This is a genomic window from Nocardia sp. NPDC003183 (assembly GCF_053590715.1).
Window position 1 is genome coordinate 1 of record NZ_JBSFTG010000022.1, and the last position, 25,325, is coordinate 25,325.

Sequence of the window (25,325 nt, forward strand, 5' to 3'; positions counted from 1 at the left end):
TACTGCACTCGACAGGGTGTGGGAGAGTAGGACACTGCCGGAACATCTTTGCGAAAGGCCCTCCAACTTCGGTTGGAGGGCCTTTTTGCGTTCCCGGAAACCCTCGGGGACCACTATGTCCGATTCCTGTGTGGGCCAGGTCACCCTGGAGTATGTTGTCGAGAACAACATACGCTCCAGCTCAACCGCCCACAGGCGGTGGTTCCACGAAAGGCCCACGCTCATGCGTCAGGGGATCTTCGGCATCGCGGCCGTCTCGATCGCACTTCTCACTTCGCTCACCGCCTGCGGCGACGACACTTCGAACTCCTCGGGAGGTGGCGGCGCCAAGATCGGCGTCATCCTGCCCGACAGCAAGACCTCGGCGCGGTGGGAGACGGCGGATCGCAAGTACCTCCAGCAGGCGTTCGACGCCGCGGGGATCAAGGCCGACATCCAGAATGCCCAGGGCGACAAGAACGCCTTCCAGACGATCGCCGATCAGATGATCACCAACGGCGCCTCGGTGCTGATGATCACCAACCTCGACAGCGGCACCGGCAAGGCCGTCATTCAGAAGGCAAAAGCGCAGGGCGTCACCGTGATCGACTACGACCGGCTGACTCTCGGCGGCGGTGCGCCGTATTACGTGTCGTTCGACAACGTGAAGGTCGGACAGCTCATGGGCGACGGCCTCGCGAAGTGCTTGGCCGACAAACAGGCAGCCAAGCCGGTGGTCGCCTACCTCAACGGCGGCCCGACCGACAACAACGCCGCCCTGTTCAAGAGCGGTTACGACGGCGCGCTGAAGCCGAAGTTCGACGCGGGCGAATATGTGAAGGGCCCCGATCAGGCCGTTCCGGAATGGGACAACACCAAGGCGGGCACCATCTTCGAACAGATGCTCACCGGCACGCCGAGCCTCGGCGGCACCGTCGCGGCCAACGACGGGCTGGCCAACGCGGCCATCGCAGTGCTGAAGAAGCAGAAGCTGAACGGGCAGATCCCGGTGACAGGTCAGGACGCCACGGTCCAGGGTCTGCAGAACGTACTGGCCGGTGATCAGTGCATGACCGTGTACAAGGCGATCAAGCTCGAGGCCGCCGCCGGCGCGAAGCTGGCGATCGCGCTGGCCAACGGGGAGAAGGGCGAGGCGCCGAGCACTGTCGACGATCCCGAGGCGAAGTCGAAGGTGCCCGCGGTGCTTCTCGAGCCGAAGGCGATCTTCAAGAACAACGTGAACGACGTCGTGGCGGACGGCTTCGTCGACAAGGCCGAGCTGTGCACCGGTGAGTTCACCAAGCTCTGCGCGGACAACGGCGTCCGCTGATGACCGACACCCCGCTCATCGAATTGCGCGGATTAGAGAAGAGTTTCGGTCCGGTCCATGTCCTGCACGATATCGACTTCTCCGCCTACCGCGGTGAGGTGACGGCCCTCGTCGGCGATAACGGCGCAGGCAAGTCGACCCTGGTCAAATGCATCGGCGGCACCCATGCGATCGATGCGGGCGAAGTGCTGTTCGACGGTGAGCAGGTGCAGATCGGCAATCCGCGAGACGCGGCCGAACTGGGGATCGAGATCGTCTACCAGGATCTCGCGCTCTGCGACAACCTCGACATCGTGCAGAACATGTTCCTCGGCCGGGAGAAGAAGCACGGCCTCGTGCTCGACGAATACGGCATGGAGGAGCTCGCGGGTGCGACCCTGGCCGGACTGTCGGTGCGCACGGTGAAGTCCGTGCGTCAGAAGGTGGCCAGCCTGTCCGGCGGACAACGCCAGACCGTCGCCATCGCCAAGGCCGTGCTGTGGAACAGCAAGGTGGTGATTCTGGACGAGCCGACCGCGGCGCTCGGCGTCGCCCAGACTCAGCAGGTTCTCGAACTGGTGCGCCGCCTGGCCGACAAAGGTCTTGCGGTGGTGCTGATCTCGCACAACATGAACGACGTCTTCGCGGTGTCGGATCGGATCGCGGCGCTGTACCTGGGCCGGATGGCCGCACAGGTACGGACCGCCGACGTGACGCATTCGCAGGTCGTCGAACTGATCACCTCCGGCCGCAGCGGGAGTCTCGGAATCGGAGTGCAGGCATGAGCGCGGTTGTCACGGACAAGGCCGCCGAGCCCGCCGCACCGGTGACCGAATTGGTCAGCGGCTATGTCGCGCGGATTCGTGGCGGCAACATGGGCGCCTTGCCCTCGGTTATCGCGCTGGTGGTGCTGTCGGTCGTGTTCTGGATCGCGCGGCCGGTGTTCATGACCCAGGGCAATATCGCGAACCTGCTCACCCAGGGCGCCGCCATCGCGGTGATCGCCATGGGCTTGATCTTCGTGCTGCTGCTCGGGGAGATCGATCTGTCGGCCGGCTTCACCAGCGGTGTGTGTGCCGCGGTGCTCGCGGTCCTGCTCACCGACAAGGGCTGGCCCTGGTACGCGGCGGTGCTCGTCTCGTTGCTCACCGGTGTGGTGATCGGGCTGACCATCGGCGCGATCGTGGTGAAGATCGGGGTGCCGTCGTTCGTCGTGACGCTGGCCGCGTTCCTGGCGCTGCAGGGCGTGGCACTGAAGATCATGGACAACGGCCGCAACATCTCCATCCACGACGAGACGATCCTGGCGATCGCCAACAAGAATGTGCCGCCGCTGCTCGGCTGGGTCATGTACCTGGTGCTGGTGGGTGGGTTCTCGTTGGTGCAGTACCGAAAGTTGCGAGCGCGCACCACGCTGGGGCTGACCGGCGAGACGGCACCGGTGGTCGCGGTGCGGATCGCCACGGTCGCGGTGGTCGCGGGGATAGCGGTGCTGGTGCTCAACGACGAGCGCAGTCGCAATCCGGAGGTCAACTCGCTGCAGGGCATGCCGATCGTGGTGCCGATCATCATCGCGCTGTTGCTGCTGTGGACCTTCGTGCTCAATCGCACCTCGTTCGGCAGGCATGTCTACGCGGTCGGCGGCAGCGTGGAAGCGGCTCGGCGCGCGGGCATTCCGGTCGACCGGATCAAGATCAGCGCCTTCGTGCTGTGCTCGACGATGGCCGCCGTCGGCGGATTGATCGCGGCCTCGCGGGCCAACTCGGTCGATCCGAACACCGGCGGTTCCGATGTTCTGCTCACCGCCGTCGGTGCGGCGGTGATCGGTGGGACCAGTCTGTTCGGTGGTCGTGGCCGGATGCTCGATGCGGTACTCGGTGCCGCGGTGGTCGCGGTGATCAACAACGGGATGGGCCTGATGGGCTACAGCGCGGGCACGAAATTCGTTGTGACAGGATTTGTCCTGCTGCTCGCGGCGGGGGTGGACGCGCTGTCGCGCAAGCGTTCGCTGCCAGGAAGTTGACCATCGACCGGGAAGGCTGGGCCGGATGAGGGCTGCACCCGCCCCGGACGAGATCCGAACACGTAATCTCGCCGTGCTGTTGCGCCACGTCCATCTGAGCGGGCCGGTCTCGCGGGCGGAGCTGGCCGAGCGAATGGGCCTGAACCGCAGCACAATTCTGGCGCTGACCACCGATCTGGCCGCTGCCGGGCTGGTGAGTGAGCAACTGCCACGCCAGACCGGGAAGGCCGGTCGGCCGTCGCTGGTGGTGCGGCCGGAGTCGGAGCGGGTATTCGTGCTCGCGCTGGACGTCGGCGCGGACCGGCTCGCGGTAGCGCGGGTCGGTCTGGGTGGTGTGATTCTCGACCGGCGTGAAACGCCGCGTGAGAGTGCGGCTTTCGATCCCGACGAAGTGATCGAATCCCTGGCGGTGCTGGCCGAGACGATGATCGACACGGCAGGACGCGACAGTGTCTGCGTGGGTGTGGGTCTCGCGTTCTGCGGGATGGTTCGGCAGGGCGACGGTGTGGTGCGGTACGGGCCGAACATCGGCTGGGTGGATGTGCCGGTGGGCGCGAAACTGTCCGAGCGGCTCGGTGTTCGGGTCGTGGTCGGCAACAACGCGAATCTGGGAGCGCTCGCCGAGCGTGAGCGGGGTGTCGGTGCGGGGGTGTCGGAACTGATCTACCTGCACGGTGAGGTCGGCATCGGTGGTGGCGTCATCATGGGTGGTGAGTTGCTCGGTGGTGAGGGCGGCTACGGCGGTGAGGTCGGGCACATGATCGTCAACCCCGGCGGGCGGACGTGCCGGTGTGGTTCACGTGGCTGCCTGGAGGCCGAGGCGGGGGAGCTGGCGTTGATCGCGCTGGCGGGGCGGGCCGACCTCACCGGCCGGGCGGCGGTCGAGGCGATCGTCGACGCGGCTGCTCGCGGTGACGCGGTCGCCCGCGACGCATTGCACCAGGTCGGGGACTGGCTCGGCTACGGGGTGGCCAATCTCGTCAATATCTTCAACCCGACGATGGTCGTGTTCGGTGGTGTTCTGCGCGAGATCTACCTCGCCTCGGCCGCGCAGGTCCGCAGCCGGTTGGCGGAGAACGGACTACTCGCCGTGCGCGAACGCGTTCGTCTGCGAACCTCCGCGCTGGCCGACGACGCGCCGCTGATCGGGGCCGCGGAACTGGCGTTCGCCGACGTGCTGACCGACCCACTCCAGACACTGGCGCGTAGCTCCGGCAGGTGATCGATCGGCGCCGGTCTCGCGACTATCGTGAAGGAATGGCGACCACAAGGATCGGCACGCAGATCAATGCGCCGCGCTCGACCGTCTACCGCCTGATGTTGGACGCCGACGCGGTCGCGGCCTGGATGCCCCCGCCCGGGATAACGGCCGAAGTGCATCGGTTCGAGCCGAAAGAGGGCGGATCGTTCTCGATCACCCTCACCTATGACGAGCCGACGGCCACGGGTGAGACGCGGCCGCCGCACCGCGACGCCTGTTTCGGGACGTTCCGCACGCTGGTACCGGATGAGCAGATCATCGAGGTGCTGGAATTCGTCACCGAGATCCCGGACATGACCGGTGCGCAAACCGTGACGTTCACCCTGACCGACGCCGACGGCGGCACCTACCTCGACACGGTGCACGAGGGGGTTCCGCCGGGGCTGAGCTCCGCCGACAACGAAAGGACCTGGCACCAGTCGTTGGCGAAACTGACCGCGCTGGCCGAGCGGGAATCGCGCGGCTGACCGCAGACCCACGCGGAGTCGTGCCCTTCAAATCATAGAAACGCTAATGGTGTTCGGGGGCGATCGTGGTTGCTTGAATTCGTCTATGTACCGACCGAACACCTCTCGACCCGGCCTGCGTGGCCGCGCCACCGCCGCACTCCTCGCGATGGCAACCGTTGCGACGCTCGGCCTGACCGGCTGCGCGCAAGGCAACAACACACCGGTCGGCACCCCCGACGCGCCACTGCCCACCGAGGTTCCACCGGGGACCACGCTCGTCGTCGCCGATCAGTCGGAACGTCTGCAATCGGCGCTGCGGCTGTCCGGTGAGCTGGACAAGCTGCCGTTCAAGATCGAGTTCGCGAACTTCGTCGGCGGCCCGGCCATTCTCGAGGCGTTCCGGGCAGGCGCGGCCGACGTCGGTCAGGTCGGCGATGTGCCGCCGATCCACGCACTGGCCGCCGGCCAGGACGTCCCGATCATCGGCTCCTACCAGACCAACCCTCAGGCGCTGAAACTCGCTGTCGCGCCGGGCCGTTCGATCAACAAGCCCGCGGATCTGAAGGGCAAGAAGATCGCCTACGCCGAGGGCACCGCCCAGCAGGCGGCGGTGCTGAAGGCGCTCACCAAGGCGGGTCTGAAGCCCACCGATGTGGAGCTGGTCCGGCTGCAGCTGGCCGAGTTCCCTGACGCGGTCCGCACCGCTCAGGTCGACGTCGCGCCGCTGATCGAACCCAACGTGACCCGGTTCCTCCGCACCGAGGGCGCCTCGCTGATCCCGGACTCGGAGACCACGGGCATCTACAGCGGCCTCGCCTACCTGTACGCGCGACGGGCGGTGGTCCAGGATCCGGCGAAGGCCGCCGCGACCCGTGCTCTGGTCGGGGCGTTCGTGCGGGCCTGGCAGTGGACCAACACCCATCGCGAGGAATGGGCCACCCGCTACTACGTCGGAAGCCAGAAGGTCAGCGCCGACGATGCCAAGCGGATCGTCGAATCGCTGGGCACCTACACCTTCCCGCACCTGGACCAGCAGTTGATCGCCCGGCAGCAGACCACCATCGACGCGATCGACGCCGTGGGCGAGCTGCCCAAGAAGATCAAGGCCGTCGACGGTTTCGACCTTCGCTTCGACGCCGCGGTCACCGAGGCGGTCACCGCCAGCGGAGCCGCGTTCGCACCGGCGGTGAGCTGATGGCCACCATCGATGCCGGGGCGCTGCGCAAACTCAGGACCAGCACGGCCCCGGTCGAGGCACTCGCCCCGCGCGGGCGAGGCCGGCGCAGACTGGGACCCGGCAAGCCGATCCCGTTCGGCTTCGCCCTCGGTCCGGTTCTGCTCATCGGTACCTGGGTTATCGGCTCCGCGATCGGGGCCATCGACCCGGAGACCCTGCCCGCGCCGTGGACCGTCGCGCAGACCGCGGGCGAGCTGATCGCCGACGGACGATTGCAGTCCAATCTGCTGACCTCGTTGCAGCGCGCCGTGATCGGCCTCGTTCTCGGTGTGGCGATCGGCGTGGTACTCGCGCTGGTCGCGGGGCTGAGCCGGATCGGTGAGGCAGTGGTCGACGGTCCCGTGCAGATCAAGCGGGCGATCCCGACGCTGGCACTGATCCCGCTGTTCATCGTCTGGTTCGGGATCGGCGAGCAGATGAAGCTGATCGTGATCACCACCAGCGTGCTCATTCCGATCTACATCAATACCCACGCCTACCTGCGCAGTGTCGACGCGCGCTATGTGGAACTGGCCGAGACGGTCGGGCTGTCGCGGTGGGGCTTCCTGCGTCGCATCGCGTTGCCGGGCTCGTTGCCGGGCTTCTTCCTCGGACTGCGGCTGGCGGTGACCATTTCCTGGTTGGCGCTGGTGGTGGTCGAACAGGTCAACGCGACCAGCGGCATCGGCTACCTGATGACCCAGGCGCGCACCTACGGCCAGATCGACGTGATCGTCGTCGGTCTGGTGATTTACGGGCTGCTCGGACTGTTCGGTGATCTCGCCGTGCGGGCAACGGAACGAAAGGTGCTGGCATGGCGACAGACACTGGGCGACTGAGCTCCGACGAGCGGGTCGTCGTACGCACCCGCGCCCTGACCCGCGGCTTCGGCGAGCGAATCGTCTTGAACGGCATCGACATCGAGATCCGGCGTGGCGAGTTCGTCGCGCTGCTCGGGCGCAGCGGTTCCGGCAAGAGCACGCTGCTGCGGGCACTGGCCGAACTCGATTCCGACGTGCCCGGATCCGGTGACCTGACGGTGCCGACGCAGCGCGCGGTGGTGTTCCAGGATTCGCGGCTGCTGCCATGGGCGCGGGTACTCGACAATGTGGTGCTCGGGCTGACCGGCCGCGACGCGCAGCAACGCGGGCGCTCCGCACTGGCCGAGGTGGGGTTGGCCGGGCGAGAAAAGGCTTGGCCGCGTGAGCTTTCCGGCGGTGAACAACAGCGGGTGGCGTTGGCCAGGTCGCTGGTGCGCGAGCCGGAACTGCTCCTGGCCGACGAACCGTTCGGCGCGCTCGACGCGCTGACCCGGATTCGGATGCACGCCCTGTTGCAGGCGCTGTGCGAGCGGCACCGGCCCGCCGTGCTGCTGGTGACCCACGATGTGGACGAGGCCGTGCTGCTCGCCGATCGGGTACTGGTCCTCGACGAGGGCCGGATCACGATCGACCAACGCATCGAGACCCCGCGCCCGCGCAGACACGCGCACCCGGAGTTCGTCCGGCTGCGCGAGGTGCTGCTGACCGGGCTCGGCGTCGACACAACAGATTCAGAGAAAGTGAAACAGGCCTCATGAGTGCACCGCGTCAACTGAGTCTGAACGCGTTCATCTACCCGTCCGGGCATCATGAGGCCGCCTGGCGGCATCCCGACAGCAGGCCCGACCGCATCTACGACGTCTCCTACTACCAGGAGATCGGGCGCACCGCGGAGGCGGCGAAGCTCGATGCGGTGTTCTTCGCCGACGGTCCCGCCCTGCGCACCGATGTTCGTCACAATGCCGCGCCCGGCCTGGAGCCGATCACGCTGCTCACCGCGATCGCCGCGGCGACAACACACCTGGGCCTGATCGCGACCGCGTCCACCACCTACTACGAGCCCTACAACCTGGCGCGGCTGTTCTCCTCGCTCGACCACATCTCCGGAGGACGCGCGGGCTGGAACATCGTCACCACCGGCACCGATCTGGCCGCGGCCAACTTCGGGCTCGAACGCCACCCGGACCACGCCGAACGCTATGCCCGCGCACGGGAATTCGTCGACGCGGTGGTCGGGCTGTGGGACAGCTGGGAGGACGACGCGATCGTGCTCGACCGCGCCGCCGGTGTGTACGCCGATCCGGACAAGATCCATCCGATCGACTTCGTCGGCGAACATCTCAGTGTGCGTGGGCCGTTCAACTCGGCGCGGACACCGCAGGGCCGTCCGGTGCTGGTGCAGGCCGGTGCGTCGAACGAGGGCCGTGCCTTCGCGGGCAAGTACGCGGAGGCGATCTTCACGGCCCATCAGCGACTGTCGGACGCGCAGTCCTTCTACGCCGATATCAAGTCCAAGGCCACCGAGTTCGGCCGTACCGCCGACGAGGTGAAGATCCTGCCCGGGATCAGCCCGTTCATCGCCGACACCGAGGCCGCGGCACTGCGTTTGGAACGTGAGTTCAACGAGCTGACAGTGCCCGAATACGGGCTCAAGCAGCTGGAATCGATCACCGGCACCTCGCTGCGGACCCTCGAGCTCGACGAGCTGGTGCCCGTGGAAGTGTTCGCGGGGGCGGGCGATGTCACCGACAACGCGCGCAGCAGATTGCAGGTGGTGGCGGGGATCGTCGAGCGGGAACGACCGACTTTGCGTGGGCTGCTGCACCGGCTGGCCGGCGCGCGCGGGCACCGGGTGTTCGCGGGAACGCCCGAGCAAGTGGCCGACACCATCGAAGAGTGGTTCACCCAGGGCGCGGCGGACGGCTTCAACGTGATGCCGCCGTACTACCCCGGTGGGCTCGAGGTATTCGCCGAAACGGTGGTGCCGATCCTGCAGGAGCGCGGGCTGTTCCGCACCGAATACACCGGGACCACGTTGCGCGACCACTTCGGGCTCGCGCGCCCGGAAAGCAAGTTCGCCCGCAGTGCCGCACTAGCCGGATGACGGCGGGCTGTAGTAGCCGGCCCGGCACCCGCCGGTCGGTGGTGGCGCCGTGACTCAGCTGCGATCCATGGCGCTGGCGGTGTTCGTTCCCTCCGCCATCTACGGAATCGGTTCGGGCGCCGCGGCTCCCATGCTGCCGCTGCGCGCACTCGAACTCGGCGCGTCGGTCGGCACCGCGGGCGTGGTCGTCGCCATGATGGGCTTCGGGCTCATTCTCGGCGATCTGCCCGCGGGCTGGCTGGTGGCGCGCACAGGGGAGCGCAAGGCGATCGCGCTCGGTTCCTTCACCTGCGCGCTGGGCCTGCTCGTGGCCATCCTCGCGCCGAACATCGCCGTGTTCGCCCTCGGGCTGCTGATCAACGGCGCATCGGGGGCGGTGTGGGGGCTGGCCAGGCAGACCTACATCGTGGCCGTGGTGCCGAGTGCTGATCGGGGACGGGCCTTTTCGGCGCTGGCCGGGTGGATGCGGTTCGGGTTCTTCGCCGGGCCCTTCCTCGGCGCGGGCGCGGTGCACTGGCTCGGCCCGATCGGTGGGCTGTGGATCCAGCTCGTCGCCATGCTCGTCGCGGGTGCGCTGGTGTTCGCCATGCCCGAGACCGAAGGTTCGCCGACAGTGGTGAGCGACAACACGATTCGCTCCGTGGTGGTCGAACATCGCAGGCTGCTCAGCACGCTCGGACTCGGCGCCCTGCTGATGGGAGCGGCACGGGCGGCCCGGCAATCGCTGCTGCCGTTGTGGGCGGTGCACATCGGCGCCGACGCGGCGACCACCAGCATCGTGTTCGGTATCGCGGGCGCGGTGGACGTGCTGATGTCGTATCCGGCCGGGATCTGGCTGGATCGTTACGGCCGCAAGGCGATCGGCGTTCCCGCGATGATCGCCTTCGCGGCGGGATATGCCGCGCTGCCGTTCGCGGGGTCGGTGGCCGGGCTGACCGCGGTCGCCGTGCTGCTCGGCTTCGCCAACGGGTTGAGCAACGGCGTGATCATGACCGTCGGCGCCGATGTGGCGCCGCCCGGTCAGCGCGCGGAGTTCCTCGGTGCCTGGCGGCTCACCCACGACATCGGGATGTTCGCGGGCCCGATCGCGGTCGGCGCGATCAGCGCGGTGACGGTGCTGGGCGCGGCGGCGGGAGCGCTCGCGGTGGCGGGGCTCGGCGGAGCGGCCGCGATGTATCGCTGGTTCCCCGGACGCCCGGTCGTCGCGGTGGCGGTGCCGAGACAGCCTGCCGCGAGTCCGAACGAAACCAGGGAATCGGTTGAGAGCAGTTGACGATGCCGCCGGCGGCAACAGGAAAGCCCAGGGCCAGGCGGGGTCGCGTCCGGTGAGGCCGAGAATGCGGTCGATCAGCGGGGCGGTGGCCGCGACAAGTACCTCGGGGCCGGTAGATACCCATCTCACGGCCCCGATCGGCGGCGTCGTCGTAGGTGTCGCGCAGCAGGTCGTCGTCCCAGTGGGGCGTGCTGCCGCTCGCGCGAGCGAGGTCCCAGCCGTGGACGTCCGGGCGTCGGTAGTGCACCGAGGTGGCCACTGCGGCGCGGTGCTCGCGACGGCGGCCGGGAGCGTTCGGATTCGACCGCCCCTACAGTGGAAGTATGTCGTCATTCGATCGGCATCCGTCCACCGTCGCGGACTTCGACGATGCGCGTCGGCGGGATCGGTTGCGTGAAACCAGGCTGGGACACAGGTGGCGCGGTTGGCGCCGGACCAGGCTGGCGGTGCTGCGAATTCTCGGGGTGCTGCTGGTCGCGATGATCGTGTTCGGGCAGTACTGGGTGCACGATGTGGCTCCCGAACGCGATCGGCTGGCACAGACCACGCCGGAGTTGCTGCCCGCGAATCTGCCCGCGGACGCACGGGATTGGGATACCGCGGTCGTCGATATGGTGGGGCTCGGGGGAGTCAACGCGGCACCGACCGCCAAGGCACTGCCCGCGCTCAGTCGCCTCGGGGTGGTGTGGGCGGTGCGCTACGACAACGCGGGTATCGACACCAAGGTGATCGCCGAGATGATCGTGCGGGCCGCGCGGTACGGCAATGTGCGCAATATCGTGCTGGTCGGTCACAGCATGGGCGGGATCATCGCACTCGAGGTGGCGCGCCATATCCACCTGGGCAGCGACCGGCGATTGGTGGCCGTTGTGCTGGACTGCACGCCGATGGATCTGGACGCGGTCCGCCCGGAGAGTCGCAGTCGCGGTGCCGATCTGGTGCGGTGGGTGGGCTGGTTGCCCGGGGCGAGGGAGAGCAGGCTCCTGCGCTTCGTGGTCGAGATGTCGGCTCGGCGTGAACGTTTCGCGCAGCGGGACGGACTGTTCTTCGATATCGACTTCCGCGCCATGGGTCAGGCGGCCTCGGAGGTATTGCGCGACAAGATCTTCTCTCGTGATGCCGCCAGCAACGGGTTGATCGAGGCGCAGTTCCTGGCGATCGTGGCCGGCGGCGGCACGGCGGATCTGCGGGCGCTCGGCAAACCGAATCCGGACAAGCGAAATCCGGCGATCGTGTTCATCCGGCCCCGCGAGGCGTCGCGCGATGACGTGGTGGACGTGGAGTATTCGCACAGGGTGCTGATCGAACAGTCCGGCGGCGTCAACGGCACCCTGTCGGTGGTGCGGCCGACTCGGACCGAGCACGCGAATCCGATTCAGCGACCGGGTGAATACAACGAGGTCATCGAAAAGCAGGTACTGCCGTTCGTGCGGCGCTACCAGGAAGCCAATCGCAACGACCCGCCCTGATCAGCGCACCCGGGTCCCGAGGATGGTGCGCACGCCCGCGATGAACAGCTGCAAGCCGAAGTCGAAGCGCGCGGTGGGGTCGGGGGTGTCGAGCAACGGTGTGTTGTCCTCGGGTAGCGCGCCGACGGAGTCCATCTGCATGCGCGACTGCTCGTCGACGGTCTGGCCGAGCACGTAGTAGAGCAGGGTGTAGGCCGTGAGATCGGCTTCCTCCCTGGTCATCCCGGCACGGATCACAATGCCCGCCAGGCGTTCACGTGCCTTGCTGGTGGTCAGGCGCGAGGCGTAGGTGGCCGAGACCAGTTCGGCGCCGTCGCGATAGGCGAGCAGGCAGTCGCGCAGTCGATGCGCCAGTTCGGTGAGCTGCGCGGGCCATTCGGCGGCTGCGATCGGCTCGTCCATCGGGGCGAGAATCCGGTCGGCCACCGCGCCGAGCAGGGTCTGCTTGTCCTTGACGTGCCAGTACAACGCCCCCGGCTGCACCTGCAGCGAGCCCGCGAGCCGGCGCATCGTCAGATCGGCGAGCCCGTACTGATCGAGAATCGCGACGGCGGCATCGACCACATCCGTCTTCCGCAGTTGCACGCGCGTCCTTCCGACGATTTTCCGACCCGAGTGTCGTGGTTCACTCGTAGCCGCTACCCTATCCTGAACACCGTTCAAGTTGCACGGCCACGCCGGGTGGACCACACCCACGGCACGTGCGCACACCCCCGTCGAAGGGACATCACGTCGTGACGCAGGCACCCGTCCAGACCGATATTCTGGCTATCGCCCGTGAGCAGGTGCTCGAGCGCGGCGAGGGCCTCACCGAGCAGCAGGCCGTCGAGGTGCTGCGCCTGGGTGACGAACACCTGGAAGCGCTGCTCGAGCTCGCCCACGACGTGCGGATGAAGTGGTGTGGCCCCGAGGTCGAGGTCGAGGGCATCATCAGTCTCAAGACCGGCGGCTGCCCCGAGGACTGCCACTTCTGCTCGCAGTCGGGCCTGTTCCAGTCGCCCGTGCGCGCGGCCTGGCTCGACATTCCCAGCCTGGTCGAGGCGGCCAAGCAGACCGCCAAGACCGGCGCCACCGAGTTCTGCATCGTCGCCGCGGTGCGCGGCCCCGACGAGCGCCTGATGGCGCAGGTCGCCGCCGGTGTGGAGGCCATCCGCAACGAGGTGGACATCCAGGTCGCGTGCTCGCTGGGCATGCTCAACCAGGAGCAGGTCGACCAGCTCGCCGCGATGGGCGTGCACCGCTACAACCACAATCTCGAGACCGCCAAGTCGCACTTCCCCAAGGTGGTCACCACCCACTCCTACGAGGAGCGCTTCGAAACCCTGCGGATGGTGCGCGAAGCGGGCATGGAGGTGTGCTGCGGCGGCATCCTCGGCATGGGCGAGACCATCGAGCAGCGCGCCGAGTTCGCCGCGCAGCTGGCGTCGCTGAACCCCGACGAGGTCCCGTTGAACTTCCTCAACCCGCGACCCGGCACCCCGTTCGGTGACCTGGAGGTGCTGCCCGCCGCCGACGCGCTGCGCGCGATCGCCACGTTCCGGCTCGCGATGCCGCGCACCATCCTGCGTTTCGCCGGTGGTCGCGAGATCACCCTCGGCGACCTGGGCGCCAAGCAGGGCATGCTCGGCGGCATCAACGCCGTCATCGTCGGCAACTACCTCACCACCCTCGGCCGTCCCGCCGAGTCCGACCTCGATCTGCTCGGTGAGCTGAGCATGCCGATCAAGGCGCTCAACGAAACCCTGTAAAACGCTGTGTACGATCGAGTATCGACCCAGGTCGGCAGGGATGACGCGACCGTCGAGTCACACTTCACGGAGGCGGTAACCGCATTGGACGAGCGCTACAACCCGTTCACCGGCAAGCGGATCGTGGCCGGGATCGACGATGTCACGCCCGCGTCGGCGACGCTCGGTCTCGAACCACCGCGATTCTGCGAGCAGTGTGGACGCCGGATGATCGTGCAGATCAGCCCGGATGGCTGGTGGGCGAAGTGCTCACGGCACGGTGTCATCGAATCGGCACAGTTGGAACGCCGGTAGTGCTCGGTCGCGGGGAGCGCCCCGAGGTGTTGCGGCGCGAGATCGTCGGCGTCGGCATCGTCATGGCCGTGGTGCTGGTGGCGAGTGCGGCGGCCGGGGTGGTGTGGGGTCTGCTCGCACCGACCGAGCGGTTGCGGGTGACTCAGCCGGGGCGCGCCGCGGTGCTCACCGGCGAGAGTCTGCACCTGTTCGACGCGGTCGCGATGTTCCTGTGCTTCGGCGCGGTGGTCGCGGTGCTGAGTGCGGTCGGGGCGTGGCGGGTGCGGACCACGCGCGGGCCCGCGCTCGTGCTCGGCATGCTGCTCGCCTCGGGGCTGGGCGCTGTGCTGATGATGTGGATCGGGGAATGGGTTGCGGGCGTGCGTCATCCGCGTCCCGGCGATCCGGCGATCGGCCAGATCGTCGCGCTGCCGGCGGAAGTCGGGACCGATCTCGCACTGCTGATCCAGCCGTTCCTGGCCGCCCTGGTGTTGTTGTTCCTCGCCGCGTTGCACCCGGCCGTCGATCTCCATTCCGGCGCGGCCGGGCTGCTCGGCGACTTGCGTCCGGCCGATTTCGGCGACGAGTCCGACGACTACCGCCTGCCCTACGGTGCCGAACAGTATCGGCCGAGCGGCGATTTCGATCCGAGTTCGCAACCACGCGGCTGAGCGGCCATCAAGCGATACCATTTTCGCATAACAGCAGGTAGATACCGGCTGTCGTGTGAGAGGAACGGTCGTGGGATTCATCGGTGGTGGTCCGGTTGTCGAGGAACTGGACGCGAAATTCTGGCGGCTCACCGAACCGCTCACCTACCAGGCCGCGGTCGAAACCTTCACGGTGCCTACCGGATTCCGCACCGACTTCGCCTCGGTGCCGCGCGCGCTGGTCTGGCTGATCCCGCGCTACGGTGTCTACACCAGAGCCGCGATTCTGCACGACTACCTGTGCCGCACAGGCGAAGTCGGCCCCGCCGACGCCGACGGAATATTCCGGCGCAGCCTGCGCGAGGCCGGGGTTTCGGTACCGCGACGCTGGATGATGTGGACGGCGGTCCGCCTCGGCAGCCGGCTTCGTGGGGCGCGTGCGGTCGATGTGCTCGGGTGGTCGCTGATCGCGGTGCCTTCCGTGGTCTTTCTCGTGCTCCCGGTGCTGGTGGTCACCGCCGCGCTACTGGTCTTCTGGGTGGTCGAGCTCGGGTTCTGGGCAGTGGGGCGGATCACCCGCCACACTGCGGCGCCGCCGCCGCAACCGCAGATGAAGACCGCCTGATCGCGCATCTCACCCGGAATGGGGGAGGTGGCGGCGCCTTCGCGTGGTTAGCGTTCGGCGCATGTCCGAGCCGAGCACCGACACCGCGCCCCCGGCCCCGCCCGTCGAATGGTCGATTCCGCGCGGTCTGATCGTGCTGCTGTCGCTCGGTGCGGGAGTGGTCACCATCGGCGGCCTGAAGGCCTTCTCCGGCATCATCGGACCGGTCTTCCTCGCCCTCATGTTGACCATCGCGGTGCAACCGATCCAGAGTTGGGCGCGCCGCAAGGGCTGGCCTGCCTGGCTCGGCATGGCCGCGGCACTGGTGGCGGTGGTCGGGATTCTGTTCGGCATCGGTGGGGCGCTGGCGCTGTCGGCGGTGCAGCTGGCCTCGCTGCTGCCCGAATATGCCGACAAGCTCAACGAATTGCTCGACCATGGGCGCGCCTGGCTGTCGGATCTCGGGGTGAGCTCCGACCAGATCCACAAGGCGCTCAGCGGCATCGACGTGGGTAAGGCCGCGAGTGTCATCGAGGAGCTGGTCGGTGGGGTGCTCGGAGTCTTCTCGAATCTGTTCTTCGTCGTGGCGCTGCTGCTGTTCATGGCCGTCGACGGGATGACGATGGACCGCAGGCTGGCGATCGTGGCTCGCGAGCGGCCCGCGATCGCACAGGCACTGGACGATTTCGTCACCGGAACGCGCAAATACCTCATCGTGTCCACGGTGTTCGGTGCCATCGTGGCCGTGATCGACGGTGGGGCACTGTGGTTGATGGGGGTACCGCTGCCGATCCTGTGGGCGCTGCTGTCGTTCATCACCAACTACATCCCGAACGTCGGGTTCGTTATCGGCGTCATCCCGCCCGCGCTGCTGGCCCTGCTCGACAGCGGTCCGGTGCTGATGATCTGGGTGATCGTGGTCTATTCGGTGATCAACTTCGTGATCCAGTCGATCATTCAGCCCAAGTTCGTCGGTGACGCCGTGGGCCTCGGAGTCACCATCACGTTCCTGTCGCTGGTGTTCTGGGCGTGGGTGATCGGGGCGCTCGGCGCGCTGCTGGCGATTCCGCTGACGCTGCTGGTGAAGGCGCTGCTGTTCGACATCGACCCGACAACGCGATGGGCGGATGTGCTGATCGGTGCGCCGATCGACCAGAAACCCGCGCCGCGCAAGGAATCCGGCAAGCCGACCGGGGCCCGGACAGCGGTGGACAAGGAATAGCGGGCGCCGCGGATCGGTTCACCGAAAACCAGTGGAACGCGGTCGGACCCGCTCCCTATCCTGGCAGCATCGTATTTCGGGGGAGGACCTTGACCATGAAGACCGCAGCCGGGCAATCCACTGAGCCGCCCGCCGAGCGACCCGATCTGGTCGCCTGGCGCCGCCGCCACGCCCTGCGCAGCTCGTCCGCTGCCACCGCGGTGCCCAGCGGGCGCGCTTACCGCCGCTCGCCGAAGCATCGCGATCGCCGCCACGATTCGTGACGCCGCCGGGCCTACTGTGATGCTGTCCGGGTCAGCACCACCAGCGGTAGCGGCTTGTCGACCTTGGCCTGATACTCGGCCAGCAAGGAGTTCTCCGCCAGCGCCCATGCCGCGAACTCGTCGTAGCGCTCGCCGGTGAGTACGTCGGCCGTCGCCGCGAACTTCTCGCCGCCCAGTTCGATCGTCACCCGTGGGTCGGCCTTGGCGTTGTGATACCAGGCCGGGTACCGATCCTCGATGAACGAGCTCACATACATCAGGTCACCGCGATACAGCGCGCCGAGCGGAACCACATGCGGCTTACCGCTTTTGGCGCCCGTCGTCGTCAGCAACAGCAGGGTGGCGCCCGCGTAGTCGCCCCCGACCCGACCCTGGTTCTCCCGGAACTCCGTGATGACCCCGTCGTTCCAGCCCGCCATCTCCTCCTCGGAGAACTCCTTGTTCCAGGGAGCATCCGGGTCGTCATAGGAAGTGGTCTGCTTCGCGTCCGTCGCGTCGTTGTCCATGCTCGCAGTGTGGCACCGGCCACCGACAACTTCCGCCCGTCGACCGACTGTCACCCCTGCGTGGTCTGCACGGTGATCCGGTAGCCGAGGGTGAGTCCTTTGCCGATGTGCGCGGCTCCGCCCAGATGCAGCCATCGGTCGGTGCCGCCGCGTGGATCGGCCAGATAGGCCGCGCGGACGTAGTCGACACCGGCGGGAAACCCGCCGGCAGCCGAGGATACGGTGCTCATGACATACGCCTCGGCCCACACCTGGGGTTCGGGCTCGTTGCCCGGCAGGGGCGCGACGTGCGGGACGAACGCGCCGAACTCGTCGGCCGGTGCTCGATGGGACTGCAGGAATCGGCCCGTCATGGCGAGTCGCACGATGCCGCTGTAGACGGTGCAGACCGGGGTCAGCCGCAACGGCGGGGCGGGCTGGATATCGCACTGCAATTCGCTCATAGGTGCAGTGTGCACTTCGGTCAGGTCGGGGGACGGAGGGCGGCGAACTCGTCGGTTACTCGCAGGCCGGAGTCGGTGAAGCGGTAGAGCGCCGCGGGACGGCCGCCTGCCCGGCCGGACGGGGCGGTGTCGCCGGTGGGGGTGATCACCTTGCGGCGGGTGAGGACTCGCTGGAGATTGGTGGTGTCCACGTCGTATCCGAGTGCGGCGCAATAGATTTCGCGCAGGGTCGACATGGTGAAAGTGTCGGGGGCCAGGGCGTAGGCGATGTTGGTGTAGGAGAGTTTGGCGGCCAGGCGGGTGCGGGCGTGGTCGACGACGGTGCGATGGTCGAAGGACATGTCGGGCAGATACGAGACCGGGTGCCAGGTGGTGTCGGACGGGAGTTCGGGTTCGGTGGTGAGGGGGACCAGGCCGAGGTAGGCAGAGGCGATGCGGCGCGGGGCGGGGACGCGGTCGGGATTGCTGAACACCGACACCTGCTCGAGGTGGTGCAGGTCGCGCACGTCGACCTTCTCGGCGAGCTGGCGCCGGGCGGAGGTGTCGAGGTCCTCGTCGTCGCGCAGGCGGCCGCCGGGTAGTGACCACGTGCCTTTCTGTGGATCGAGCGCGCGTTCCCACAGCAGAACCGCCAACTCCGGGTGCTTGGCGCCTCTACCTGCGGAAATGCTCGACGGGAAGCGGCGAACCTGGAACACCGCGGTGAGCGATTCGTGGATGGTGTTACTATGGGGCACGTTTTCGATTGTAAGTCGAAAACCTGGTTTGGTGCGAATCGCGGCGATGGAGCCGCTCGCACGATGAAGGGAGCCACCATGGCGACGACGACTGCACAGCGGACGCTGTTGGATTCGGTCTTCGACGGACCCACCGGTTACGCGGGTGTCGAAGCGACGCCGGAATGGGCGCAGGAGGTGCGCCGTCTGGCGCGCGAACGCAATGCGACCATCCTCGCGCACAACTACCAGCTGCCCGAGATCCAGGACGTGGCCGACCACGTCGGCGACTCGCTGGCCCTGTCACGCATCGCGGCCGAGGCCGAAGAGGGCACCATCGTGTTCTGCGGCGTGCACTTCATGGCGGAGACGGCCAAGATCCTCAGCCCGGCCAAGACCGTGCTCATCCCGGACCAGCGCGCCGGCTGCTCGCTGGCCGACTCGATCTCCGCCGACGAACTGCGCGCCTGGAAAGCCGAGCACCCCGACGCGATGGTGGTGTCGTATGTGAACACCACCGCCGAGGTGAAGGCACTCACCGACATCTGCTGCACCTCCTCCAACGCCGTCGACGTGGTCGACTCGATCGACCCCGACCGTGAGGTGCTGTTCCTGCCGGACCAGTTCCTCGGCGCGCACGTCAAGCGGGAGACCAAGCGCGAGAACATGCACATCTGGGCGGGCGAGTGCCACGTGCACGCGGGTATCAACGGAGACGAGCTCACCGAGCAGGCCCGCACCCACCCCGACGCCGAATTGTTTGTGCACCCGGAGTGCGGTTGCGCCACCTCGGCGCTGTATCTGGCGGGCGAGGGCGCGTTCCCGGCCGAGCGGGTGCACATCCTGTCGACCGGCGGGATGATCGACGCGGCCAAGGCGTCGCACTCCAACCAGGTGCTGGTGGCGACCGAGATCGGCATGCTGCACCAGCTGCGCAAGGCGGCGCCCGGGATCGACTTCCAGGCCGTCAACGATCGCGCGTCCTGCAAGTACATGAAGATGATCACCCCGGCGGCGCTGCTGCGCTGCCTGGTCGAGGGCGCCGACGAGGTGCACGTCGACCTGGCGATGGCCGAGGCCGGTCGCGCCTCGGTGCAGCGGATGATCGCCATCGGCAACTCCGGCGGTGGCGAGTGACCGGCACCGTGCGGCCGAGCCGGTAACGACCATGACGGTTCCTGTTTCGTGGGAGGCCGATGTCGACCTGGTCGTCATCGGCGGCGGCGTCGCCGGGCTCACGGCCGCGCGCACGGCCTCGTTGCGTGGGCTGCGGGTGCTCATCCTGAGCAAGGGCGGTCCGACCGACACCTCGACCCAATACGCGCAAGGCGGCATCGCGGTCGTCGCACCGCTCGGTGATTCGGTCGACTCGCACGTGCGCGACACGGTCGAAGCCGGCGCCGGGTTGTGCGAGGTCGACGCGGTGCGTTCGATCGTCGAGGGTGGACAGGCCGCGGTCGCGGCGCTGACCGACCTCGGCGCGGTGTTCGACCTCGGTCGTGACGGCCAGATCTCGCGTACCCGCGAGGGCGGGCACAGCACGCGCCGCATCATCCACGCCGGTGGGGACGCGACCGGGGCCGAGGTGCAGCGCGCGCTCAACGCGGCGGGATTGCCTGTGCTGTTCGGCGCCGCCGCGCTGCGCGTGGTGACCGGCGCCGAGGGCGTGCAGGGTGTGATCGCGGTGTCGGGCAACGGGTTCGGCGTCGTGCACACACCCGCTGTGCTGCTGGCGACCGGCGGTCTGGGACAGCTCTACGCGCTGAGTACGAATCCGCCGGGGGCGACCGGTGACGGCGTGGCGCTGGCATTGTGGGCCGGGGCCGCCGTGGCCGATCTCGAATTCGTGCAGTTCCATCCGACGGTGCTCTACACGCCCGGCGGGGTGGGCAGGCGACCGCTGATCAGCGAAGCGGTGCGCGGCGAAGGCGCGATACTCGTCGACTCCCACGGAAACTCGGTGACAGCCGGGCATCCACGTGGTGATTTGGCTCCTCGCGATGTGGTGTCGCGGGCGATCGCGGAGCGGATGCGGGCGCTCGGAACCGACCATGTCTTCCTCGACGCCCGCGCCATCGAAGGGTTCGCCCAGCGATTCCCGACCATCACCGCCTCGTGCCTGGCGGCGGGGATCGACCCTGCGGCGCAACTGATTCCGGTCGCGCCTGCCGCGCACTACCAGTGCGGTGGTGTTCTCACCGACACGCACGGGCGGACCGGTGTCGCCGGGCTCTACGCGGCGGGCGAGGTCGCCAGGACCGGGCTGCACGGTGCCAACCGGTTGGCCTCCAACAGCTTGCTCGAAGGGCTCGTGGTGGGTGAGCGGGCCGGTGCGGCGGCGGCCGAGCGGGTCGGGGTTCGTGCTCGGGTCGAGGAGATCTCCTCGTGGACAGTCGAATTCGCCGACCGTTCGGTGGTGCAGCAGGCGATGACCGCGCATGCCTCCGTCGTGCGTGACGGCGACGGACTCGCGCGGGCACGCAGGCGGATCGACGGTGCGATGTCGGCAGTGTCGTCGCTCGACTCGGCTTCTGCTGATTCACCGGCAGCGGCACAGCAACTGCGCCGGATCGAGGACGCGGCGCTCACCTTGACCGCGCGTGCGCTGCTCGGTGCGGCGGCGGCGCGCACCGAGAGCCGAGGGTGCCACACGCGTGCGGAGTCGCCGGGCGCGGTCGAGGATCAGCGGCACAGCACGGTGATTCGGCTCCGGCCGGAGGGCACGCTCGAACTGTCCACCATGCCCGCGGAATGCGGTTCGGTGCCCCTCGGCGTGCGTTGACCAGCGACGTTCCCGGCCGAGTTCACTCGGATCGGGCGGGTCGCAGCTGGAAATCACAGTCGGACAAGCAATATCGGTGGAGTGGTGACCTGCTCCGCCGCTTCGACCGAGGCGCACTGTGCGCCCGAGAATTAGGAGTGCGGTGATGGCTTTGGACGCCACTCTGGACCGTGACGAGCTGCTGACGCTGATCGGCAACGCCCTCGACGAGGACCTGCGTTACGGGCCCGACGTCACCACGATCGCCACCGTTGCCGACGACGCGGTGAGCAAAGCCTCGGTCGTCTCGCGCCAGCACGGCACCGTCGCGGGCCTGGACGTCGGGCTGCTCGTGCTCGACGAGGTCCTCGGCGCGGGCACCTACGAGATCACCGCGCGGGTCGCCGACGGCACCCGGGTGGAGCCGGGCACCTCGGTGCTGAGCATCGTCGCCCCCACCCGCGGCCTGCTCACCGCCGAACGAACCATGCTCAACCTGGTGTGCCACCTGTCGGGCATCGCCACCGCCACCGCCGCCTGGGTCGACGCCGTCGACGGCACCGGATGCGAGATCCGCGACAGCCGCAAGACGCTGCCCGGCCTGCGCGCTCTGCAGAAGTACGCGGTCCGCGTCGGCGGCGGCGTCAACCACCGCATGGGGCTGGGCGATGCCGCCCTCATCAAGGACAACCACGTGGTGGCCGCCGGTTCGGTCGTCAACGCCCTGCGCGCGGTCCGCGCACTGGCACCCGACATCGCCTGCGAGGTGGAGGTCGACAGCCTCGAACAACTCGACGCTGTCCTCGCCGAAAACGTCGAACTCGTCCTGCTGGACAACTTTCCCCTCTGGCAGACCCAGGCGGCCGTCCAACGCCGCGATGCCGCGGCCCCCGCGACGAAACTCGAGTCCTCCGGCGGACTTTCACTCGACCAAGCCGCCGAATACGCGGGCACCGGCGTCGACTACCTCGCCATCGGCGCCCTCACCCACTCGGTCCGCGTACTCGATCTCGGCCTGGACATGTGAGGTCATGTCTAAGCGATGCAGACCTGCGGACCGGCTCTCGTGGTCGGTCGACAGCTCAGGTCTGTGCCCAGGGGCTGCGGTCGGCGGCCGCATGCCACCAAGCCGGTGGTGACGGGTGTGTCGGCTGTGCTTCCGGTTGGTCGGGGTGCAGGCCCAGGGGGCGCAGGGCCGCGCTACGGATGGCGATACCGACCGCGCAACCGACGCGACCGTCGGCATGCCGGGCTCGCATGAGGTCGACGCGGATGTCGTCGGCGGCGAAGGGCATCCAGTCGATTCCGCGGTCGCGCAGTCAACCGCGCAGGGCGCTGATCGGTCGCGGCGCGCCCTCGGTGGCCTCGTAGGTCATCAGCCGAATCCATTCGGGCTCTTCAGCATTCACCTGACCATTGTGACGGACTCGCCGGGCGAAATGTGGCGGCGGGACAGACCCAGATCCGCCGGTGATCGGTTCGGTGCCGAGTGGCGATGTCGAAGCGATGGGATCACCAGAATATTCAGGCACGTAACGAAATTCGGTGCCACCATCGGCGGTCCTGCCGAGCGCGGCAGCGAGACGACCGGACTTGTAGACGTCCGCGCTGCTGACCCTGCGCAACGCGCCGAAATCCGTCACGGCGTCACCGTCAGCGTAAGTCCCAGTGCGCCGGCCACCGCTGTGACCGTTCCGATGCTGGTCGAACCTCGACCGTGTTCGATGTCGCGAATCGTGCGCGTGGACGTAGCCGCGACTTCGGCAAGCTCCTCCTGAGTCAGGTGGTGGCGGCGGCGCTCCGTTCGGATCTTTCCGCCGATGTCTTTCAGTACATCCATGAACACACCTCCGATCGGCAGGATATTGCCGAAATTGTTGCCGCTAGGCGGTGAGTTCGCGTTGTAAGGGGGTCCGAAAGCGGGGGATGGCGCGGATGTCGCCGAACCAGGTTGTGGTGCGGTCTGTTTCGGCGTCGATCAGCTTCTGGGCGTGGGGGTCCACGTCTTCGAGGAGGCGGGTGACCACTTCGCCGTCGGGGCGTTGGGCCCAGCCGCCTACTATGCGGCCGTCGGCCCAGATGGAGGGGCCGATATTGCCGTTGGTGTCGAAGAGGGCGTGGGCGTGGGGGCCGAGGAACCAGTCCCGGGATTGCCAGCCCATGGGGGTGGGGTCCAGGGCGGGGAGCAGGGCTGCCCAGGGTTCGGGGGTGGGGACGGGGGTGAGGTCGTCGGCGAGGATCAGGCCGGGGGTGCCGTCGAGGTCTACGTCGACTGTGTCGACTTCGGCCAGGGCCTTCCGGACTTCACCGAGGGTCCAGCCGGTCCACCATTTCAGGTCGGTGATCGGGGCCGGGCCGAAGGCGTACAACCACTGCCGTACCAGTTCGACGCGGGCCTCGGCGGCGGACAGCGGTGAAAACCCCTGGGGTAGCCAGGTTTCCACGGGGGCCCAGGTGTACTGGCTGCTGGTCCAGCTGCCGTTCGGGCGGCCGCGCACTATCCGGCCCTCCGCGCCGAGCACCACCAGTACCCAGGTGGTGATGCTCGTCGGTTTGGAATAGGACTTTCCGGGGGCGGTGTCGATCTGGGTGCGCAGCCGTGGCACATCTTTGCTCAGCTGGACACCGGTCGCCGCGCCACGGGTCAGCAGCGCCGCGTGCGTCTCGGCTTCGACCTCGGCCAGCCACGTCGAGATGTCACCGTCGACGACGCCCGCCTGCTCGATGAAGCGGCCGTAGGTGCGGCGTTGCTTGTGGGCCAGCGCATCGCAGGTGGATGCCTGCAGAACCGGGAGCAACTCGGTCGGCGCGACGAACATCGTGCGGCGCATGGCCAGCATGCGAAGCAGGGCCCGGTCGGCGTAGAGCGCCTTCTCGACATCGGCGGGAGTGAGATCGATGCCCCGAGCACCGACCGACAGGTACACCGTCGCCGGATCGGTGGCGTGCAGAACCACCATCGAACGGGCGATGTCCACGGGGTCGGTCGAACGCGCCGACGGCGCGAGGCGATGCCTGGTGGCCACTCGGGCGCGACGCTGCGCGGTATCGATCGAGAGCATGAGCGGATCGTAGGCGGGGGCACCGACAATCGCGGGGCAAGCCCGGTTGCGTGGGCAGTGACAGCCGAAGCGGGTTACGTCGGCGGTGGTGCTCAGGCGAGACCGTCGAGGAACGCCGCGGCCTCGCGCCGGGAGCCCAGTCGGACGAAGGTGAGATCCCCGAATGCCGGATCATGCTGTGCCGCAAGGTAGCTCGCCCGGTTCTTCGCATGGGTCGTCCAGGCCCACATGATCACCGATCGTGCCGGGTCGAGCGAGATCATCTCGCGCCAGCGCTCCCGGTTGCCGTTCCACAGCTCGCGACCGGTCAGCGCCCGGCCCACCGTCCGGCCGACGATCTGGCGCATGACCAGCGACCGTGGCAGATCGAACCAGGCCACCGTATCGGCACGTCGCCACACCAGATCGCCGAGTTTGCCTCGGTAGTTGCCGTCGACCACCCAGGCATCCCCGGCGATCCGCTCGGCGACCGCGGCCTGGAATTCGGGCGCGGCCATCGGTGTCCAGTTCGGCTGATGGTGGATCGAGTCGAGCTCGATGTGCGGGATGTCGAGCCGGTGCGAGATCTGGCGGGCCAGCGTGCTCTTGCCCGATCCCGAAGTCCCCACCACCACGATTCGTCGCATCACGGCCACCACGACATTATCCACGCCGGTTCGGCCTGGAACCACGGGTTATTCGGCCCGCCACGCGCGGACGAGGTCGAGGAGGCCGGGGAATCGGGCGTCGAGGTCGGCTACCCGGACCTGGCTGCGGCGTTCGAGGCCGTAGCGGTGCTGACGGGTGATGCCCGCTTCGCGGAGGGCGCGGAAGTGGTGGGTGAGGGTCGACTTGGGGCGGTCGATGCCGAACCAGCCGCAGGGGCGGTCGAGGTCGGGGGATTCGGTGAGCAGCTTCTGCACGATGCCGAGGCGGAGCGGATCGCTGAGTGCGCCGAGGACGACATCGAGGCGCAGGTCGGCGCGCGGTGGCTCGGGAAGTCGTTCGGCTTCGGTCGTTGCCTGCATGGGACACCTTCAGGTCGGGGCTTGTACGAATCTTATCGTACTGAGTATGTTCGACTTCTGTCGTACTGGTACGAGATAAGTCGAACTAAGGAGTGGGCATGACGATCCGGGCAGCGGCGCCACGGGTGCGCGATGGGGCGATCTGGGCGGCAGCGTGGCCGGTCCT

At 67.9% G+C, this 25,325-nt stretch carries 30 protein-coding genes; 20 read left to right on the forward strand and 10 right to left on the reverse strand.

Going from position 1 to position 25,325, the window contains the following annotated elements:
- Positions 1–223: 223 nt before the first annotated feature.
- From ACWDXS_RS33365 to ACWDXS_RS33415, 11 genes are all read left to right on the forward strand, one after another.
- Entirely contained in the window at positions 224–1,309 is a 1,086-nt protein-coding gene (locus ACWDXS_RS33365; protein WP_449971969.1) for a sugar ABC transporter substrate-binding protein, read from the forward strand.
- The gene (locus ACWDXS_RS33370; RefSeq protein ID WP_449971972.1) at positions 1,309–2,073 is read left to right on the forward strand and encodes an ATP-binding cassette domain-containing protein; all 765 of its coding nucleotides are present in this window, start codon (positions 1,309–1,311) and stop codon (positions 2,071–2,073) included. The genes ACWDXS_RS33365 and ACWDXS_RS33370 overlap by 1 nt, the downstream gene beginning before the upstream one ends.
- The gene (locus ACWDXS_RS33375; RefSeq protein ID WP_449971976.1) at positions 2,070–3,311 is read left to right on the forward strand and encodes a sugar ABC transporter permease; all 1,242 of its coding nucleotides are present in this window, start codon (positions 2,070–2,072) and stop codon (positions 3,309–3,311) included. The genes ACWDXS_RS33370 and ACWDXS_RS33375 overlap by 4 nt, the downstream gene beginning before the upstream one ends.
- A gap of 25 nt (positions 3,312–3,336) precedes the next feature.
- Complete coding sequence (locus ACWDXS_RS33380) at positions 3,337–4,533, forward strand: ROK family protein (RefSeq protein WP_449971979.1); 1,197 nt, start codon at positions 3,337–3,339, stop codon at positions 4,531–4,533.
- 35 nt (positions 4,534–4,568) lie between these two features.
- Positions 4,569–5,039, forward strand: a complete 471-nt coding sequence (locus tag ACWDXS_RS33385) for an SRPBCC domain-containing protein (protein WP_379312034.1) — start codon at positions 4,569–4,571, stop codon at positions 5,037–5,039.
- Between the two features lie 85 nt (positions 5,040–5,124).
- Positions 5,125–6,216 carry an ABC transporter substrate-binding protein gene (locus ACWDXS_RS33390; RefSeq protein WP_449971983.1) on the forward strand — a complete coding sequence of 364 codons (1,092 nt, stop codon included), beginning with the start codon at positions 5,125–5,127 and terminating at the stop codon, positions 6,214–6,216.
- The gene (locus ACWDXS_RS33395) at positions 6,216–7,076 is read left to right on the forward strand and encodes an ABC transporter permease (RefSeq protein WP_387448952.1); all 861 of its coding nucleotides are present in this window, start codon (positions 6,216–6,218) and stop codon (positions 7,074–7,076) included. The genes ACWDXS_RS33390 and ACWDXS_RS33395 overlap by 1 nt, the downstream gene beginning before the upstream one ends.
- The gene (locus ACWDXS_RS33400) at positions 7,052–7,816 is read left to right on the forward strand and encodes an ABC transporter ATP-binding protein (RefSeq protein WP_378995784.1); all 765 of its coding nucleotides are present in this window, start codon (positions 7,052–7,054) and stop codon (positions 7,814–7,816) included. Before ACWDXS_RS33395 ends, ACWDXS_RS33400 begins: the two co-directional genes overlap by 25 nt.
- Entirely contained in the window at positions 7,813–9,162 is a 1,350-nt protein-coding gene (locus ACWDXS_RS33405) for an LLM class flavin-dependent oxidoreductase (protein WP_378995781.1), read from the forward strand. The genes ACWDXS_RS33400 and ACWDXS_RS33405 overlap by 4 nt, the downstream gene beginning before the upstream one ends.
- 49 nt (positions 9,163–9,211) lie before the next feature.
- Complete coding sequence (locus tag ACWDXS_RS33410) at positions 9,212–10,435, forward strand: MFS transporter (protein WP_449971988.1); 1,224 nt, start codon at positions 9,212–9,214, stop codon at positions 10,433–10,435.
- 323 nt (positions 10,436–10,758) lie between these two features.
- A complete protein-coding gene (locus ACWDXS_RS33415; protein ID WP_449971991.1) occupies positions 10,759–11,904 on the forward strand; it encodes an alpha/beta fold hydrolase in 1,146 nt (381 codons plus the stop codon).
- Here ACWDXS_RS33415 and ACWDXS_RS33420 read toward each other — a convergent pair whose 3' ends face one another.
- Positions 11,905–12,489, reverse strand: a complete 585-nt coding sequence (locus ACWDXS_RS33420) for a TetR/AcrR family transcriptional regulator C-terminal domain-containing protein (protein ID WP_379312027.1) — start codon at positions 12,487–12,489, stop codon at positions 11,905–11,907.
- Positions 12,490–12,638: 149 nt separating this feature from the next.
- Here ACWDXS_RS33420 and bioB point away from each other — a divergent pair, with 149 nt between their 5' ends.
- From bioB to ACWDXS_RS33450, 6 genes are all read left to right on the forward strand, one after another.
- Positions 12,639–13,652: a biotin synthase BioB gene (gene bioB, locus ACWDXS_RS33425; protein ID WP_378637307.1), complete on the forward strand. Its 1,014-nt coding sequence runs from the start codon at positions 12,639–12,641 to the stop codon at positions 13,650–13,652.
- An 84-nt stretch (positions 13,653–13,736) separates the two neighbouring features.
- Complete coding sequence (gene bsaP / locus ACWDXS_RS33430; RefSeq protein WP_378637366.1) at positions 13,737–13,946, forward strand: biotin synthase auxiliary protein BsaP; 210 nt, start codon at positions 13,737–13,739, stop codon at positions 13,944–13,946.
- Complete coding sequence (locus ACWDXS_RS33435) at positions 13,946–14,596, forward strand: DUF2567 domain-containing protein (protein WP_378995775.1); 651 nt, start codon at positions 13,946–13,948, stop codon at positions 14,594–14,596. Before bsaP ends, ACWDXS_RS33435 begins: the two co-directional genes overlap by 1 nt.
- A 70-nt stretch (positions 14,597–14,666) precedes the next feature.
- The gene (locus ACWDXS_RS33440) at positions 14,667–15,200 is read left to right on the forward strand and encodes a DUF1353 domain-containing protein (protein ID WP_449971995.1); all 534 of its coding nucleotides are present in this window, start codon (positions 14,667–14,669) and stop codon (positions 15,198–15,200) included.
- A gap of 61 nt (positions 15,201–15,261) precedes the next feature.
- Complete coding sequence (locus ACWDXS_RS33445; protein WP_379312024.1) at positions 15,262–16,401, forward strand: AI-2E family transporter; 1,140 nt, start codon at positions 15,262–15,264, stop codon at positions 16,399–16,401.
- 95 nt (positions 16,402–16,496) lie between these two features.
- Positions 16,497–16,664 carry a hypothetical protein gene (locus ACWDXS_RS33450; RefSeq protein ID WP_358072375.1) on the forward strand — a complete coding sequence of 56 codons (168 nt, stop codon included), beginning with the start codon at positions 16,497–16,499 and terminating at the stop codon, positions 16,662–16,664.
- 11 nt (positions 16,665–16,675) lie between these two features.
- On the opposite strand, the gene ACWDXS_RS33455 is transcribed toward ACWDXS_RS33450, so the two are convergent.
- Genes ACWDXS_RS33455 through ACWDXS_RS33465 form a run of 3 tightly spaced genes read right to left on the reverse strand, consistent with a single transcriptional unit; the run spans position 16,676 to position 18,350 of the window.
- The gene (locus tag ACWDXS_RS33455; protein ID WP_387448939.1) at positions 16,676–17,170 is read right to left on the reverse strand and encodes a nitroreductase/quinone reductase family protein; all 495 of its coding nucleotides are present in this window, start codon (positions 17,168–17,170) and stop codon (positions 16,676–16,678) included.
- Between the two features lie 50 nt (positions 17,171–17,220).
- Positions 17,221–17,613, reverse strand: a complete 393-nt coding sequence (locus ACWDXS_RS33460) for a hypothetical protein (protein WP_378995767.1) — start codon at positions 17,611–17,613, stop codon at positions 17,221–17,223.
- A gap of 20 nt (positions 17,614–17,633) precedes the next feature.
- Positions 17,634–18,350: an NUDIX hydrolase gene (locus ACWDXS_RS33465; protein WP_449972000.1), complete on the reverse strand. Its 717-nt coding sequence runs from the start codon at positions 18,348–18,350 to the stop codon at positions 17,634–17,636.
- 78 nt (positions 18,351–18,428) lie between these two features.
- Here ACWDXS_RS33465 and nadA point away from each other — a divergent pair, with 78 nt between their 5' ends.
- From nadA to nadC, 3 genes are all read left to right on the forward strand, one after another.
- Positions 18,429–19,466 carry a quinolinate synthase NadA gene (gene nadA / locus ACWDXS_RS33470; protein ID WP_449972003.1) on the forward strand — a complete coding sequence of 346 codons (1,038 nt, stop codon included), beginning with the start codon at positions 18,429–18,431 and terminating at the stop codon, positions 19,464–19,466.
- 31 nt (positions 19,467–19,497) lie between these two features.
- Entirely contained in the window at positions 19,498–21,111 is a 1,614-nt protein-coding gene (locus ACWDXS_RS33475; protein WP_449972005.1) for an L-aspartate oxidase, read from the forward strand.
- 145 nt (positions 21,112–21,256) lie between these two features.
- Entirely contained in the window at positions 21,257–22,117 is an 861-nt protein-coding gene (gene nadC, locus ACWDXS_RS33480; protein ID WP_449972008.1) for a carboxylating nicotinate-nucleotide diphosphorylase, read from the forward strand.
- Positions 22,118–22,172: 55 nt separating this feature from the next.
- Here the strand turns inward: nadC and ACWDXS_RS33485 are convergent, their stop codons facing one another.
- The 6 genes from ACWDXS_RS33485 to ACWDXS_RS33510 all read right to left on the reverse strand — a co-directional run bounded on the left by ACWDXS_RS33485 (position 22,173) and on the right by ACWDXS_RS33510 (position 25,159).
- Positions 22,173–22,385 (reverse strand): hypothetical protein, encoded by a 213-nt coding sequence (locus ACWDXS_RS33485; protein WP_449972011.1) that lies wholly within the window; start codon positions 22,383–22,385, stop codon positions 22,173–22,175.
- Positions 22,386–22,409: 24 nt separating this feature from the next.
- Positions 22,410–22,733: a hypothetical protein gene (locus tag ACWDXS_RS33490; RefSeq protein ID WP_449972014.1), complete on the reverse strand. Its 324-nt coding sequence runs from the start codon at positions 22,731–22,733 to the stop codon at positions 22,410–22,412.
- Positions 22,730–22,930, reverse strand: coding sequence for a helix-turn-helix domain-containing protein (locus ACWDXS_RS33495; RefSeq protein WP_378995756.1), 201 nt, complete (start codon positions 22,928–22,930; stop codon positions 22,730–22,732). The genes ACWDXS_RS33490 and ACWDXS_RS33495 overlap by 4 nt, the downstream gene beginning before the upstream one ends.
- A gap of 43 nt (positions 22,931–22,973) precedes the next feature.
- Positions 22,974–24,152 carry a winged helix DNA-binding domain-containing protein gene (locus ACWDXS_RS33500; RefSeq protein WP_449972017.1) on the reverse strand — a complete coding sequence of 393 codons (1,179 nt, stop codon included), beginning with the start codon at positions 24,150–24,152 and terminating at the stop codon, positions 22,974–22,976.
- A 92-nt stretch (positions 24,153–24,244) separates the two neighbouring features.
- Positions 24,245–24,778 (reverse strand): hypothetical protein, encoded by a 534-nt coding sequence (locus tag ACWDXS_RS33505; RefSeq protein ID WP_449972020.1) that lies wholly within the window; start codon positions 24,776–24,778, stop codon positions 24,245–24,247.
- 48 nt (positions 24,779–24,826) lie between these two features.
- Complete coding sequence (locus tag ACWDXS_RS33510) at positions 24,827–25,159, reverse strand: ArsR/SmtB family transcription factor (RefSeq protein WP_378995750.1); 333 nt, start codon at positions 25,157–25,159, stop codon at positions 24,827–24,829.
- Positions 25,160–25,325: the final 166 nt, after the last annotated feature.